Origin of the sequence: Nitratireductor kimnyeongensis (genome assembly GCF_019891395.1) — a bacterium.
Lineage (GTDB): Bacteria > Pseudomonadota > Alphaproteobacteria > Rhizobiales > Rhizobiaceae > Nitratireductor > Nitratireductor kimnyeongensis.
Map to the genome: position 1 here is coordinate 3,708,600 of NZ_CP078143.1, position 15,762 is coordinate 3,724,361.

11 protein-coding genes and 1 tRNA gene are annotated in these 15,762 nt (G+C 59.7%); 2 read left to right on the forward strand and 10 right to left on the reverse strand.

Features of this window, described 5'->3' with window-relative positions:
- Positions 1 to 2 precede the first annotated feature (2 nt).
- A complete protein-coding gene (locus tag KW403_RS17615) occupies positions 3 to 680 on the forward strand; it encodes a DsbA family oxidoreductase (RefSeq protein ID WP_223020708.1) in 678 nt (225 codons plus the stop codon).
- 15 nt (positions 681 to 695) lie between these two features.
- Here the strand turns inward: KW403_RS17615 and mfd are convergent, their stop codons facing one another.
- Positions 696 to 4,199 carry a transcription-repair coupling factor gene (gene mfd, locus KW403_RS17620; protein WP_223020709.1) on the reverse strand — a complete coding sequence of 1,168 codons (3,504 nt, stop codon included), beginning with the start codon at positions 4,197 to 4,199 and terminating at the stop codon, positions 696 to 698.
- 12 nt (positions 4,200 to 4,211) lie between these two features.
- The gene (locus tag KW403_RS17625; protein WP_223020710.1) at positions 4,212 to 4,490 is read right to left on the reverse strand and encodes a succinate dehydrogenase assembly factor 2; all 279 of its coding nucleotides are present in this window, start codon (positions 4,488 to 4,490) and stop codon (positions 4,212 to 4,214) included.
- A 107-nt stretch (positions 4,491 to 4,597) separates the two neighbouring features.
- Here KW403_RS17625 and recG point away from each other — a divergent pair, with 107 nt between their 5' ends.
- Complete coding sequence (gene recG, locus KW403_RS17630) at positions 4,598 to 6,706, forward strand: ATP-dependent DNA helicase RecG (RefSeq protein WP_223020711.1); 2,109 nt, start codon at positions 4,598 to 4,600, stop codon at positions 6,704 to 6,706.
- On the opposite strand, the gene KW403_RS17635 is transcribed toward recG, so the two are convergent.
- From KW403_RS17635 to KW403_RS17670, 8 genes are all read right to left on the reverse strand, one after another.
- Positions 6,658 to 7,362, reverse strand: coding sequence for a DUF502 domain-containing protein (locus KW403_RS17635; RefSeq protein ID WP_223022633.1), 705 nt, complete (start codon positions 7,360 to 7,362; stop codon positions 6,658 to 6,660). The two genes, recG and KW403_RS17635, sit on opposite strands and share 49 nt — an antisense overlap.
- A 122-nt stretch (positions 7,363 to 7,484) precedes the next feature.
- Positions 7,485 to 9,308: a glutamine--fructose-6-phosphate transaminase (isomerizing) gene (glmS, locus tag KW403_RS17640; protein WP_223020712.1), complete on the reverse strand. Its 1,824-nt coding sequence runs from the start codon at positions 9,306 to 9,308 to the stop codon at positions 7,485 to 7,487.
- Between the two features lie 140 nt (positions 9,309 to 9,448).
- Positions 9,449 to 10,804 (reverse strand): bifunctional UDP-N-acetylglucosamine diphosphorylase/glucosamine-1-phosphate N-acetyltransferase GlmU, encoded by a 1,356-nt coding sequence (glmU, locus tag KW403_RS17645; protein WP_223020713.1) that lies wholly within the window; start codon positions 10,802 to 10,804, stop codon positions 9,449 to 9,451.
- A gap of 70 nt (positions 10,805 to 10,874) precedes the next feature.
- Positions 10,875 to 11,633 (reverse strand): cytochrome c biogenesis CcdA family protein, encoded by a 759-nt coding sequence (locus KW403_RS17650; protein WP_223020714.1) that lies wholly within the window; start codon positions 11,631 to 11,633, stop codon positions 10,875 to 10,877.
- Positions 11,634 to 11,803: 170 nt separating this feature from the next.
- Positions 11,804 to 11,879: transfer RNA gene (locus tag KW403_RS17655), tRNA-Lys, on the reverse strand.
- 131 nt (positions 11,880 to 12,010) lie between these two features.
- Positions 12,011 to 13,504, reverse strand: coding sequence for a glycerol kinase GlpK (gene glpK, locus KW403_RS17660; RefSeq protein WP_223020715.1), 1,494 nt, complete (start codon positions 13,502 to 13,504; stop codon positions 12,011 to 12,013).
- Between the two features lie 99 nt (positions 13,505 to 13,603).
- Entirely contained in the window at positions 13,604 to 15,334 is a 1,731-nt protein-coding gene (locus tag KW403_RS17665) for an ABC transporter substrate-binding protein (RefSeq protein WP_223020716.1), read from the reverse strand.
- A gap of 127 nt (positions 15,335 to 15,461) precedes the next feature.
- The gene (locus tag KW403_RS17670; RefSeq protein WP_007009573.1) at positions 15,462 to 15,755 is read right to left on the reverse strand and encodes a DUF2160 domain-containing protein; all 294 of its coding nucleotides are present in this window, start codon (positions 15,753 to 15,755) and stop codon (positions 15,462 to 15,464) included.
- Between the last annotated feature and the right edge of the window lie 7 nt (positions 15,756 to 15,762).

The following is a 15,762-nucleotide window of genomic DNA, read 5'->3' on the forward strand; positions in this document are numbered from 1 at the left end:
ACATGTCCCTTCCAGTGACCATTGACGTCATATCCGACGTTGTTTGCCCGTGGTGTTATGTGGGGCGTGCGCGCCTGCAGAAAGCGCTGGAGGTCGCGCCGGAACTGGCGGTCGATATCCGCTGGCGGCCCTTTCAACTCGACCCGACGATACCGCCCGAAGGCAAGAGCCGTCAGGCATATCTGGCGGGAAAATTCGGGGACGAAGAACGCATCCGGCAAATGCATGAGCAACTCAGCACAGCCGGGGAGGCAGACGGGATAGACTTCAATTTCGAAGCCATCGAGATCTCGCCGAACACGCTCAACGCACACCGCGTCATCCGATGGGCTGCGACCGCCGAACCAGGTGTTCAGGATCTCCTGGTCGGCCGTCTGTTCGCGCTCTATTTCGAAGAAGGTGCGAATATCGGTGACCCGACCGTGCTCATCCAGGCTGCGAGGGATGCCGGTATGGATGCTGCCGTAGTCGAAACACTACTGGCGACCGATGCCGACAGGGCTGAGGTGGAGCAGGAGATCGCCACGGCACAGCAGATGGGGGTGACCGGAGTACCCTGCTTCCTGCTGGAAGGCCGCTATGCGGTGGTCGGAGCCCAAGAACCGGCCTCGCTTGCCGACGCGATCCGCCAGGTCGCCCAAGCCAAGGCGGACGGCAAGCTCGAGCAAGGCCAGAACTGAGGCGGCCCCCGCCTTTTAGGCTGCCTTTTTCTCCACCAGCCGCACGAGCTGCGTCATGATGACGGCAGAGCCGGCAAGACGTTTTTCCGGCGTCGGCCAGTCACGAATGAAAACGATGCTGTGATCGGGCCGGATTTTTGCCAGCGAACCCTGCTCGCCGATGAAGCGCACGAGCCCGACGGGTTCGGGAAATTCCTGATTGCGGAAATGAACCACCACGCCCTTGGGGCCAGCGTCGAGCTTTTCCACATTGGCCTTGCGGCACAGCGCCTTGATGAAAACGATCTTCAAGAGGTGTTCAACTTCCTGCGGAAGCGGCCCGAAACGGTCTATGAGTTCCGCGCCAAAGGCGTCGATCTCTTCGGGTGTCTCCAGCTCTGCTATGCGGCGGTAGAGGCTGAGCCGCAACTGGAGATCCGAAACATAGGATTCCGGGATCATGACGGCGGTACCGACCGTGATCTGCGGCGACCAGCCCGTATCGACCGCCTCATCCGATCCCTTCAGTTCGGCAACCGCCTCTTCCAGCATCTGCTGGTAGAGCTCGTAGCCCACCTCTTTCACGTGACCGGACTGTTCTTCGCCCAGGATGTTGCCGGCACCGCGAATGTCGAGATCATGACTTGCAAGCTGGAAGCCCGCGCCCAGCGTGTCGAGCGACTGGAGCACCTTGAGCCGCCGTTCGGCGGTGAATGTGAGCGTCCGGTTGGGCGGCAGCGTGAAGAGCGCATAGGCCCGCACCTTTGACCGCCCCACGCGCCCGCGCAGCTGATAGAGCTGCGAGAGACCGAAGATATCAGCGCGGTGCACGATCAGCGTGTTGGCTGTGGGGATATCGAGTCCCGATTCCACGATTGTCGTGGACAGGAGAACATCATACTGCCCGTCGTAGAAGGCGTTCATGATGTCGTCGAGTTCACCGGGCGGCAACTGCCCGTGGGCGGTGGCTACTTTCAGTTCCGGCACATGCTCTTCGAGAAATGCGCGCACCTCCGCCAGGTCAGAAATGCGCGGCACGACATAAAAGCTCTGGCCGCCGCGATAACGCTCGCGCAGAAGGGTCTCGCGAATGAGGAGTGGATCGACGGGAGATATGAAGCTGCGCACTGCCATGCGGTCCACGGGCGCCGTAGTGATGAGCGAGAGTTCACGCACCCCAGTCAACGCCAATTGCAACGTGCGCGGGATCGGTGTGGCCGACAAGGTCAAGACATGGATGTCGGACTTCAGATCCTTCAGCCGTTCCTTGTGCTTGACGCCGAAATGCTGCTCCTCGTCGATAATGAGGAGGCCAAGGTTTTTGAACGAAATCGCGCTGCCCAGAAGAGCGTGGGTGCCCACAACAATGTCGACCGTACCGTCGGCGATGCCTTTCTTGGTTTCGGAAAGCTCTTTCGAACCGACGAGGCGCGAAGCCTGGCGCACGCGCAGAGGCAGTCCGGCAAAACGGTCCCGGAACGTCTTGAAATGCTGGCGGGCAAGCAGTGTCGTTGGCACGACGACGGCCACCTGCAGGCCCTCCATGGCGGCGACGAATGCCGCGCGCAGCGCGACTTCCGTTTTACCAAAGCCCACATCGCCGCAGATAAGGCGATCCATGGGGCGGCCCGAACCCAGATCGTCGATGACGGCGTCGATGGCCGCCTGCTGATCATCCGTCTCCTCATAGGGAAAACGCGCGGCGAACTCGCCGTAAAGGCCTTCTGGCGGAGCAAGCCTTACGCCAGGGCGCATCTCGCGCTCGGCGGCGATGCGGATCAGATGCCCCGCCATCTCCAAAAGCTTCTTCTTGAGCTTCGCCTTCCGCGACTGCCAGGCCACGCCGCCCAGCTTGTCGAGCATGGTGTCGGGGCCATCAGAACCGTAACGCGAAAGAAGTTCGATGTTTTCGACAGGCAGGAACAGCCGGTCATCGCCGGCATAGCGCAGCTCCAGACAATCATGCGGCGCGCCCATCGCTTCAATGGTCTTGAGACCGACGAAACGGCCAATACCGTGGTCGGCATGAACCACGATGTCGCCTGCTGAAAGCGTCGCCACCTCCGAGATGAAATCAGAAGCCTTCTTGCGTTTCTTGGCGCGGCGCACCAGCCGGTCGCCCAGAATGTCTTGTTCGCCGATGACGGCGAGCTCCGCGGTTTCGAAACCAGCCTCGAGCGGCAGGACGCCGATAGCTGCCTTTTCGGACGGAAGTTTCTCCAATTCCGCCAAAGTATCGACGCAGACGACATTGCCGAGTTTGTGTTCGGAAAGAATTTGGGAAAGCCGTTCGGCAGAACCGTCACTCCATCCCGCAATCAGCACGCGTTTGCCATTGGCACGCAGCGTTCCGATGTGCTTGACCGCGTGATCGAACACATTGGCATTTGGGTCGGCACGCTCCTCTGCAAAATTGCGCCCGGCCACGGCACCAGCATGATATATGCGCGCCTTGCTGGTCTCGGGCGTTGCAAAAGGCGTAAAGTGGATTACGCGCCTATCTGCGCCGGCCGCCTTGATTTCCTTCGGGTCGAGATAGAGGGTATCGGGCGGGACCGGCTTGTATGGCACGGCGCCTCCGAGTTCCGTGCCTTCCATCTGCGTGCGGCGCGCCTCGTAGTGATCCACAATCAGCGCATGCCGTTCGCCGAGCGCTTCTTCGGCAAGATGGTCGAAAACCATGGGTGCTTCGGGCAGATAGTCGAGCACGCTGTCAAGGCGCTCGTGAAACAGCGGAAGCCAGTGTTCCATTCCAGCAAAACGCCGCCCCTCGCTGACCGCGCTGTAAAGCGCATCGTCCCGCGAGGGGGCTCCGAAGGTTTCGATGTAGTTGCGCCGAAACCGGCTGATGACCTCGGGCGAAAGCGTGATCTCGCTCATGGCCTGGAGCGAGACTTCCTTGCGCTGACCGGTGGTGCGCTGAGTGGCGATGTCGAAGGCGCGAATTGATTCGAGCGTATCGCCAAAGAAATCGAGACGCAGGGCCTCGTCCCAGCCGGGCGCGAAAAGGTCGAAAATGCCGCCACGAACTGCATATTCACCCACGTCGCGCACCGTGGACACACGTTCGAATCCGCTGGTTTCAAGCCGGGTCGTCAACGCTGTCATATCGACCTGGTTGCCGGGGCGGGCGAAAAAGCCCTGCGTTCCGATCTGTTCTGCCGGTGGCATGCGCTGCAGCAGCGCATTGGCGCTGACGATGACCACGGCACGATGAGGTTTCGTACGGAGTTCCGCCATCGCGCTGAGGGCGGCAAGCCTGCGCGCTGAGGCGTCGGCACCGGGCGAAACACGGTCATAGGGCAGACAGTCCCATGCCGGCAGATCAAGCACGGGAAGTCCCGGATCAACGAAGCGGAGCGTATCGATGAGCGCGGGCAAACGCTGTCCGTCACGAAGGACAAAGATGATCGGACCGTTCGGAGTCACCTCTCGCGCGGCTGCAGCCAGGGCGAAGGCTTCAAACCCGTCGGCAACGCCATCCACTGTGACGGCACCAGCACCTGCATCCGGCAGTTTCAAAGCATTGGTGAGTTTCATCGACGTCCCACCTCAGCGTCCCTGCGATGCGATGATGCGGCCCCACAAGGGTGTGTCATAATCAGGCGGCACAGGAAGTTCGCCCGTGACCCATTTGAAAAGGTTGGTATCCGGCACGTTCAAAATGGCTTCGAACTGATCCAATTCATCGTCGCTGAGCCGATCGATCTCGGCATCGGCAAAGCCACCCAGCACAAGGTCCATCTCGCGCATGCCCCGGCGCCAGGAGCGCACGAGCGCACGTCGGCGGCGCGGGTCGAGGTCGTGGCTGGAACGGGTGGTGCCTGTCATGGTTTCGCTTTCATGCTCTGCGGCGGTCGGTCGCCCGGGCGGATATAGCGTGTGCATGAGCGTCTGTCAGCCTTGCGTCGGCGAATTTGGGCTTTAATCATGACAGGATGCGCCCTTCACTGCTCGATCCCCTTTTTGCTCCCGTAACCGCGCTTGACGGCGTGGGAGCGAAACTTGCCGATCTCCTGGCAAACATCGTTCCCAGTGACGTGGCCGGACGAGACCTTCGCGTTGGCGATCTTCTATTCGTGCTGCCGCATTCGCTCATCGATCGACGCAACCGCCCCGGCATTGCCAACGCACCGGAAGGATCAATCGTCACACTCGATTTGACGGTGGGGCGCCACCACCCCTCTCCGCCCGGCCGCAAAAATGTTCCCTACCGGGTCTTCGCATTCGACGAGACTGGCGAAATCGCCCTCACCTTCTTCCATGCCCGCGCTCCATGGATCGAGAAGATTCTCCCCGAAGGCGAAAAGGTTCTGGTGAGCGGCCGAATGGAATGGTTCAATGGCCGCGCTTCCATGGTGCATCCCGATTTCGTCGTGCCGGAAACAGAAGCCCACACGCTGCCAATGCTGGAGCCGGTCTATCCGCTCACTGCCGGGCTTTCGGCGAAAGTGCTGCGTCGGGCGATCACACAAGCGCTGGAGCGCCTGCCCGCTCTACCGGAATGGCAGGATGCGAGCTTCCTCACACGAAACCGGATGCCGGCATTCGCAGACGCGTTGAAATCGCTTCACGACCCGCAGGCCCCAAAAGACCTGGAGCCTGAAAGCCCCGCATGGCGGCGTGTCGCCTATGACGAATTTCTCGCTGGTCAGCTTTCGCTCGCGTTGGTGCGGGCAAAGGTTAAGCGCCTCTCCGGCCGGCCGCTCAAGGGCGATGGGCGGTTTGAAACGAAGATCCGTCAGGCTCTGCCCTATTCCCTGACGGGAGCGCAGGAAGACGCCGTGCGCGATATCCTTCAGGATCTTGCCAGCGACGACCGCATGGTGCGTCTATTGCAGGGGGATGTGGGTGCCGGCAAGACCGTTGTGGCGCTGCTTGCCATGGCGCGAGCGGCCGAGGCGGGTGGCCAGTCGGCGCTTATGGCCCCCACCGAAATTCTCGCCCGCCAACATGCCGCGACCATCACTCCGCTGGCGGAAGCGGCTGGTCTGAGCGTTGCGGTTTTGACAGGGCGTGAAAAGGGGCGGGAGCGCCAGCGCATTCTCGAAGAAATCGCCTCCGGCGCCGTCAGCTTCGTGATCGGCACCCATGCGCTCTTTCAGGAGACGGTTGAGTTCCGCGATCTGGCACTCGCGGTCGTCGACGAGCAACACCGTTTCGGTGTGCATCAGCGTCTCGCCATGACGGCCAAGGGCAATGCGCCCGACATGCTTGTCATGACGGCAACGCCGATCCCGCGCACGCTCGTGCTTTCCGCTTTCGGTGACATGGACGTTTCGCGCCTGACGGAAAAACCCGCCGACCGCCAACCGATCCGTACTGTCACACTGCCGGTTGAGCGCCTGCCGCAACTGGTAGACCGGATCACAAAAGCACTGTCGGAAGGTCAGAAGGTCTATTGGATATGTCCGCTCGTGGAAGAATCGGAAGAACTCGAGCTAATGTCGGCAGAAGACCGTCACGCGTCGCTGCAAAAGGTCTTTGGAGACCAGGTCGGTCTTATTCATGGACGCATGAAGGGCGCGGACAAGGACGAGGCGATGCGTGCGTTCAAGGAAGGGCGAACGCGCATTCTTGTCGGCACCACGGTTGTTGAGGTGGGCGTGGATGTACCCGATGCGACAATCATCGTCATCGAACACGCAGAACGCTTTGGTCTGGCACAATTGCATCAATTGCGCGGACGTGTTGGGCGCGGTGCGCTCGCCTCCTCCTGCGTACTCGTCTACAAAGGACCGCTCGGCGAGACCGCGACCCGAAGGCTGGAAGTCATGCGCGACACGGAAGACGGTTTCGTGATCGCTGAGGAAGACCTCAAACTGCGCGGTGAAGGCGACCTTCTGGGAACCAAACAGTCCGGGACACCGGGCTTCCGCGTCGCCCGGATCGAGTCCCATGTCGATCTTTTGCAGGCGGCGCGCGACGATGCACGACTGATCCTGTCACGCGATCCAGAGTTGCAATCCCCGCGTGGCGAAGCGCTGAGGCTTCTTCTCTATTTGTTCGGGCGCGATGAGGCTATCCGCTTGCTGCGGGCAGGCTGACCGGTCTTCGCCTTGGCTTCGGTGGCGAGCGCCTCTGTCTTTGCCTGAAATTCCGGCGCCACAAGGCCTGCCGAAATGACAAGCTTGGCTCCCTCCTCCACCGTCATCTTCAGCTCAATGACATCCTTTTTTGGCACGAACAAAAGGTAACCGGAGGTCGGATTGGGGGTCGTCGGCAGGAAGACAGCGATTGTCTGACCCATGTCGTCATCGATCTTTGCCTGGACCTCCCCGCGCGTTTCGGTGGCAATGAAGACCAGCGCCCACAGCCCCTCCCGCGGATATTCGATCAAACCCACTTTCTTGAAGGTGTCGGAGCGCTCTGACAGCACGGTTTCGAGTATCTGCTTCAGGCCGCGATAGACGCTGCGCACGAGCGGCATGCGCCCGAGAATGTTCTCGCCCGTGGCGATGATGGTCCGTCCGATGAAATTGGCGGTCAGAAAGCCGATCAGGGTGATCAGCACCAGCGCGACGATCAATCCGAACCCAGGAAGAGCAAAGGGAAGGTAATTGTCAGGATTGTAGCGGAAGGGAATGTAGGGTTTGACCCAGGAATCCACCCAACCGATCATCGACCAGGCAAGGTAGGCGGTGATGGCTAGCGGTGCCGTGACAATGAAACCCGTGAGAAAATAGTTGCGCAGGCGAGTCATCATGATGCGGGAACGGGCCTTGAAATTGAGTGAATTCACCAAGAGGAGCCCGGCGGAAACCAAGCCACCAGGCCAATATATAGAACAGAAATTCGGGCTGCTCTATGACAGCCCTCCTGTCGTTATTCGACTGTAACGGATTTCGCCAGATTGCGCGGCTGATCTGCATCCGTTCCCATCAAGACGGCAGTATGATAGGCGAGCATCTGGATCGGTAAGGCATAGACGATAGGCGCGACGAATTCGGGAACATCGGGCAGCACGATCGTTTCCAGAGTGTCGAGTGTCGCGTTTTTCGCGCCCTTCTCATCCGTGATAAGCACAATGCGGCCGCCGCGCGCGGCAACCTCCTGCATGTTGGAAACGGTCTTTTCAAAGATACGGTCATGTGGAGCGATGACGATCACCGGCATCTGCTCGTCTATGAGCGCAATGGGACCGTGCTTCAACTCACCGGCAGCGTATCCTTCGGCATGGATATAGGACAACTCCTTGAGCTTCAGCGCACCTTCCAGCGCCAGCGGGTAGTTGGTATCGCGCCCGAGATAGAGCACGTGCCTGACATGGGAGAGCTCGCGGGCAACCTTTTCGATGCCGTCGCTCAGTTTCAAGGCCTGCGAGACATATCGCGGCGCTTCGGCGAGTTGGCGCACAAACGCCTTCTCCTCATCCGGTGTAATCGTGCCGCGTGCCCTGGCCGCCTTCAGTGTGAGTGCAGCAAGGACGCTCAACTGGCAGGTGAACGCCTTGGTGGAGGCCACCCCGATCTCGGGTCCGGCCAGGGTGGGAAAAATGCCGTCGCTCTCGCGCGCCATGGTGGATTCGCGGACATTGACAATGGCGGCAATCGGAATGCCCTCGCCGCGGCAGTAGCGCAAGGAAGCGAGCGTATCGGCGGTCTCACCCGACTGTGAGATGAAAAGCGCCGCGCTGTTTTCCGGCAATGGCATCTCACGATATCGAAATTCCGACGCGATATCGATATCGACGGGAAGCCGCGCGTAGCGCTCAAGCCAGTATTTGCCGATCAAACCGGCGAGATAGGCCGTACCGCAAGCTGAAATCGCCAGACGCTCGATCTTCGCGAAATCGAAAGGCAGATCGAAATTCGCCACGGTGCCTTGCGCAAAATCCAGATAGCGGGCCAGCGTGTGGGAAATCACCTCCGGTTGTTCATGGATCTCCTTCTCCATGAAATGACGGTAATTGCCCTTGTCGACCATCTGGCTCGCGCCGGACGATTGCTGACGAACCCGTTCCACCGGTTGGCCCGACATGTCGAAGATCTCCATGCCGGAGCGGCGCAGCACAACCCAGTCACCGTCTTCGAGATAGGTGATGGAATCGGTAAAGGGCGCAAGAGCAATTGCATCAGAGCCCAGATACATCTCGCCATCACCATGGCCGACAGCCAGGGGAGGTCCGTTGCGGGCGCCGATGATCAGATTTTCGTCACCGCGGAACATGATGGCCAACGCAAATGCCCCGCGAAGCTGCTTCAGGGTCGCAAATGACGCTTCCTGCGGCGAGGCGCCGTTTTTCAATGCGCGCGCAATCAGATGTGCAACGACTTCGGTGTCGGTCTGGGATGCGAAATCGGCACCTTCGACACGCAACTGATCGCGAAGTTCTGCGAAATTTTCGATAATGCCGTTGTGGACGACAGCCACATCGCCGGCAAAATGCGGATGCGCATTGGCCTCATTGGGAACACCATGCGTCGCCCAGCGCGTGTGGCCGATGCCGATCAAACCGCCAAGCGGCTCTTCGCCGAGCCGTTTCTCCAGATTGACCAGCTTGCCTTCTGCACGACGGCGATCAAGCGTTCCGTTATCAAGCGTCGCCACCCCGGCGGAATCATATCCGCGATATTCAAGCCGCTTCAAAGCGTCGACGATAAGCGGCGCCACCGGCGCCTGCCCGACAATGCCTACAATTCCGCACATATGGCTGTCTCAGCCTCCCACCAATCCGCTGCCCCGATTCATGCGATTGTTCTATGCCGGGGGACAAGCGTGTGTAAATCAACAAGTCTTTCAGTTCGTATCAGGCGAAGAATTCGGTATCGCGACGGAAGAAGCGGGGGTCAGCCTCTTTTCGCCTTAAGCGCTGCAAGGCGATCGCGCAGCCGCTTGCCCAGACCTTCCCTGTTGGACTGGCGCGCACGGCCGAAGGCAAGCGCATCGGCCGGCACGGATTCCGTCACCACGCTGCCAGAAGCCACATAGGCCCCTGCCCCGATCCTGATGGGAGCGACGAGAGACGTGTTCGACCCAACAAATGCGCCGGGTTCGACATCCGTGAAATGTTTTGAGAACCCGTCATAATTGCAGGTGATGGTACCGGCACCCAGATTGGCATTGGCCCCGATGCGGGCGTCGCCCACATAGGAGAGATGCGGGATCTTGGCACCGGGCTCCACACGCGCCTTCTTGATCTCAACAAAGTTTCCGACCTTGGCGCCATCCATGATCTCGGCTCCAGGGCGCAGCCGGGCAAAGGGGCCGACGGATGCACCCGCATCGACACGCGCTTCCTCCAGATGAGAATTCGCCCTGATGGTGACGTTCTCTCCCACCGTCACGCCGGGGCCGAAGAAGACGTTTGGCTCGATCACAGTGTCGCGGCCAATGACGGTGTCATGAGAGAAATACACGGTTTCCGGCGCGACCAGGGTCACGCCATCGAGCATCACCGCGTTGCGGCGACGCTGTTGCCAGATGCTTTCCGCGGCGGCGAGCTCGGCGCGATTGTTGATGCCGAGCGCGCTTTCATAGTCGGCCTCGATCGCGCGGACCTTCAGCCCTTTTGCGGTAGCGATCTCGACGATGTCGGTGAGATAATACTCGCCCTTGGCGTTGTCATTGCCGATTGAATCGAGCAGTTCCAGCACCCGGCTGCCACCGATGGCCATTGCACCGCCATTACAGAAGGTGATGCGACGCTCCTCATCGGTACAGTCTTTTTCTTCGCGGATTGCGATCAGGGCTTTGCCATTTTCGATCAGCCGCCCATAGCCGGTGGGCCGCTCGGTGCGAAATCCCATGACGACAACGTCTGCGCCTTCGGAAAGCCCCGCCCGGAGCCCCTGAAGAGCCTCGAGCGAGATAAGCGGTGTGTCGCCAAAGGTGACAAGAATATCGTCATAGCCACGGGCGATTGCAGCGCGTGCTGCCGACACCGCGTGTCCCGTACCCAGCCGCTCCGACTGAATGAATGTCTCTGCGCCGGGCGCGAAGGCTTCGGCTGCACGCGACACGGCCTCGGCTCCATGCCCCACAACCAGCGCCTTATCGCCGGCACCTGCGGCATCAAGCGCCCGGGTGACGTGGCCCAGCATCTCCAGCCCGGCAATCTTGTGCAGCACTTTCGGCGTGGCGCTCTTCATGCGCGTGCCCTCCCCGGCTGCGAGAATAACCGAAAGGCAGGTGCGTTCGCTCATGGATGATGCCCGTAATGCTCTTTGACGATTCGTCTTTCTAGCATCCTGCCCTAACGGCACCAATCGTCTCTCAACCGAGTTTGCCGAGGGCCGGAAAGGTCTCAAGAAGCCAGAAGGCCATGGATTGCATGCCGCCGGTTAAGAAAAGGACACCGGCCAGAACGAGCAGCGCGCCCATCACCTTTTCCACGCGCCCCAGATGCATGCGGAATCGCGAAAGAAAGCGCATGAAGCTACCGGAGAAAAGCGCTGCGAGAAGAAAAGGTACACCAAGGCCCAGCGAATAGACAGCCAGAAGCAACGCGCCATCGAGAACGGTCTCGCGTCCGCCGGCCAATGTCAGAATTGGGCCCAGCACCGGCCCGATACAGGGGGTCCATCCGAAAGCAAAGGCCAATCCCATTACATAGGCGCCAATCCTTGTGGCCGGCTTTCCGCCCGCCTGAATGCGCGCCTCACGCGACAGAAAGGGAATGCGCACCACACCGAGAAAATTAAGCCCCATGACGATGATGACAATGCCGGCAGCGATGGCGAGTTCCTGTTGCCATGTCCGCAGGACCGCACCGATGGTCGAGGCCCCGGCCCCCAAAAGCACGAAGACGGTGGTGAAGCCGAGAACAAACGCAAGGGAGGCGGAGAAGAGCGCGAAGCGCGTGGCAGTCGTAGCCGGGGAAACGGCCTCACCTGCCTTCTCCCCCTGAAACTGTTCCACCGAAACGCCGGCCATGTAGCACAGATAAGGCGGGACTAGCGGCAACACGCAGGGTGAGAGAAATGACAGCGCTCCGGCACCCGCCGCGCTCAAATATCCAACGTCAATCGCCATGCTTCATCTCAAAACAGGAATAAAGAAAATGCCAGCCACAGCGGGCGTGACATCGTATATTCAGACGGAGCGCCACAAGCCAATCACCTTTGCGTGGCATACCGTCGCGACGAAGGCCATAGCCGGAACGCGATCAACCAAATGCACATTCGCGATTGTGAGAAAATCGGTGGTGAGCGCGCAGGGGCTCGAACCCTGGACCTACTGATTAAAAGTCAGTTGCTCTACCAACTGAGCTACGCGCTCCCTTCGGGTTCGGAAGAACCCTGGAAATTGCGGCGGAACATAGAGAGGGGCTTATCTGCGGTCAACCGGAAAAAAGCGTCTTTCGCCCGACTTTTTTGTTCGCTTGCCGAAGTGCCTTTCGTACACGGCTTTCACGTCGCACTGAGGGTGCGGCGAACGGCGTCGCGCCAGCCTTCAAGCTTCCTGTCGCGAACGTCTGCATCAATCGCAGGACAGAACTGACTGTCCAGTTTCCAGCCGGCAGCGAATTCCTCGGTATCAGGCCAGACGCCGGCGCGCGATCCCGCGAGCCATGCAGCACCAAGAGCCGTTGTTTCGAGCTGAGTCGGCCTGTCGACGGGCGCGTCCAGCATGTCTGCCAGGAATTGCAACATCCAGTCGCTGGCAACCATGCCGCCATCGACGCGGAGTACGGTTTCGGTTTCCCCATCCTGCCAATCCTTGCGCATGGCATCGAGAAGGTCACGTGTCTGATAAGCGACCGATTCGAGCGTGGCGCGGGCGAACTCGGCCGGGCCCGAATTTCGTGTTAGGCCGTAGATTGCTCCACGCGCATCCGCATCCCAGTGCGGGGCCCCGAGACCGACAAATGCGGGAACGAGATAAAGCTGCTGCGTGGGATCGGCTTTTGCAGCCAGAGCGCCCGAATCGGCAGCCTTGCCGATGATCTTCAACCCGTCGCGCAGCCATTGAACTGCAGCGCCAGCAACGAAAATCGACCCTTCGAGCGCGTAGGTTGTCACACCATCCAGCCGGTAGGCGATCGTGGTGAGAAGACGATTTTTTGAAGAAACCATCGCCTGGCCGGTGTTGAGCATGGCAAAACATCCCGTGCCATAGGTGGCCTTGAGCATTCCCGGTTGGAAACAAGCCTGGCCGATGACGGCTGCCTGCTGGTCGCCGGCAACACCGAGTATAGGGATTGCCGCTCCGAAAAGTTTTTTATTGGTGACGCCGAAATCGGCGGCGCTGTCCTTCACCTCGGGGAGCAACGCTTTGGGAACCCTGAGAGTCTTCAGGAGTTCGTCATCCCATTCATTCGTCTTGATGTTGTAAAGAAGCGTGCGTGAGGCATTCGTGGCGTCCGTGACATGCGCCTTGCCGCCGGTCAGCCGCCAGATCAGAAACGTGTCGATGGTGCCGGCAAGGAGCTCCCCCTTCTCCGCCCGCTCGCGTGCACCCTTCACCTCATCGAGAATCCAGGCGAGTTTCGTTCCAGAAAAATACGGATCGAGAAGAAGGCCGGTTTTTGCGGTAAAAGTTTCTTCCAATCCCTCCGTCTTCAGCTTTTCGCACATGGGGGCGGTGCGGCGGTCTTGCCAGACTATGGCATTGTGGATGGGCTTGCCGCTATCGCGCTCCCAAACAACGATCGTCTCGCGCTGATTGGTGATGCCGATGGCTGCTACATCAGCCGCTTCCAGCTTCGCTTTGCGCAGAGCGCTGCGCGCGGTCGACACAACACCCTTCCAGATCTCTTCGGGATCGTGTTCCACCCAGCCCGACTTCGGATAATGCTGTTGGAATTCCTTCTGTCCGGTCGCTACCGGCTGCATTGAAGCGTCGAACACGATGGCCCTGCTGGATGTCGTGCCCTGGTCTATCGCCAATACATAACCGCTCATTGGTCCTCCGGATCGGTCTGAAGCTTTTTGCCAAATGGGGAGCCGGACTTGCCGGCTCCCCATCCATTTTGATGCCATTCAGGCATGTTGCAACCGGCCTCACTGCCAGCGCTTGACGATTTCCTCGTAAACGATGGTCTCACCCTGAGGCTTTTCGTTTTCGAGTTTGGCTTTTGCGCCCCCTTTGCCGATCCATTCGGATGGATCCTTTTCCTCGTTCAAGCGCGGACCGCAACCGCCATAGACATTGGCGCTTTCATCCGCGGCCTGCATGCGGGCCATGGTGATATCCATTTCACCGGCCAGACGATCCATCGCCTCCTGCGGGGTAAACGCGCCGGAGTTCACGTCGCCGATCTGTTGCCACCAGATCTGTGCCAGCTTGGGATAATCCGGCACATTGACGCCCGTGTCTGTCCACAGAACCCGGTCCGGCGAGCGATAGAATTCGACGAGGCCGCCGAGCTTCGGAGAACGTTCAGTGAAGGATTCATGATTCACGGTGGAATCGCGAATGATCGTGAGACCGACATGGCTCTTCTTCACGTCGACCGTTTTCGAGGTGACGAACTGGGCGTAGAGCCAGGCCGCCTTGCGGCGATCCACAGGTGTGGATTTGAACAGCGTCCAGGAGCCCACATCCTGATAGCCGAGCTTCATGCCCTCTTCCCAGTAGGGGCCGTGTGGTGAAGGCGCCATCTTCCAGAGCAGATTGCCTTCGTCATCGACGGTGTTGTTGCCCTCGCTCTTCGGCTTGACCATGTCGGCGGTGAAGGCGGTGTACCAGAATATCTGCTGGGCGACATTGCCCTGGCTGAGCGCCGGCAGCGACTGATAGAAGTCGAGATCGGCGGCACCTGGAGGCGCATACTGGCGCAGCCACTCATCCCATTTGCGGATGGCGTAGACGGCGGCAGGTCCATTGGCAGCACCACCCCGAGTGACGGAAGCGCCGGCAGGGTTGCACGACCCCTCCTCCATGCGGATGCCCCATTCATCGATCGGGCGGCCATTGGGCAGCCCCTTGGAGCCTGCACCGGCCATGGAGAGCCAGGCGTCCGTCATGCGCCAGCCGAGATCCGGTGCGCGCTTGCCGTAGTCCATATGACCATAGACGCGAACACCATCGATCTCCTTCACATCATTGGTGAAGAAGTCAGCGATATCCTCATAGGCCGACCAGTTGACTGGAACGCCAAGCTCGTAACCGTATTTCTCCTTGAATTTCTCTTTGATTTCAGGGCGATCAAACCAGTCCTTTCGGAACCAGTAGAGGTTGGCAAACTGCTGGTCCGGCAATTGCCAGAGCTTGCCGTCCGGTCCGGTAGCAGAGGCGACGCCGATGAAATCCTCAAGATCGAGGGTCGGAGACGTGACGTCTGCACCTTCGCCTTCCATCCAGTCGGTAAGGTTGACTGCACTTTGCAGGCGCGAATGCGTACCCACCAGATCGGCATCGTTGACGTAGGCATCATAGAGATTGCGGTTGGTCTGCATCTGGGTCTGTACCGCCTGCACCACCTCGCCTTCGCCCAGAAGCTGGTGGTTGACCTTGATGCCGGTGATCTCTTCGAACGCCTTGGTCAGAGTTTCAGACTCGTAGGAATGTGTCGGAATGGTTTCGGAAAGGACGTTGATCTCCATTCCCTGAAATGGTTCCGCTGCCTTGATAAACCATTCCATTTCGGCCAGCTGATCCTCACGGCTGAGAGAGGAAGGCTGGAATTCACTGTCGATCCACTTTTCCGCAGCAGCCATATCTGCCATGGCCTGACCGGGCAGCCAGAGCAAGGCAAGCGCTGCGACAGAAGTCTTAAAATGCGCTTTCATTTCAAACTCCTCCTCCTGTTTCCACATTCATTCGATGAATGTGGTTTGACGCTCAATGAGCCCATTTGGGAGCTCTTGACCGCCGGTTTGCGGGACGCTTTGCATCCCGCTTTGCTTTGTCCGGAACCTACACCCAGCGGAACACCGCATAGGCATAGATCAAAGACAAAATCGTGCCGCCCCAAAGCGGCATATCAGTCAGGCCCAGCCACCCCAGATGGATAAAGGCGCTGCCGAGCAACGAGATGAAAAGACGGTCTCCCCGCGTGGTATCGAGACCGAGAATCCCGTGCCGCGGCCCTCCACCGGGGCTCGCCCATTCCCAGACGGTCATGGCGCACAGAAGCGCGAAGATGACGAGGAAGAATGTGGCCGTCTGCCACGTCCAGGCCATCCATGTGAGATCGAGCCAGTGCGGCATGATTTCC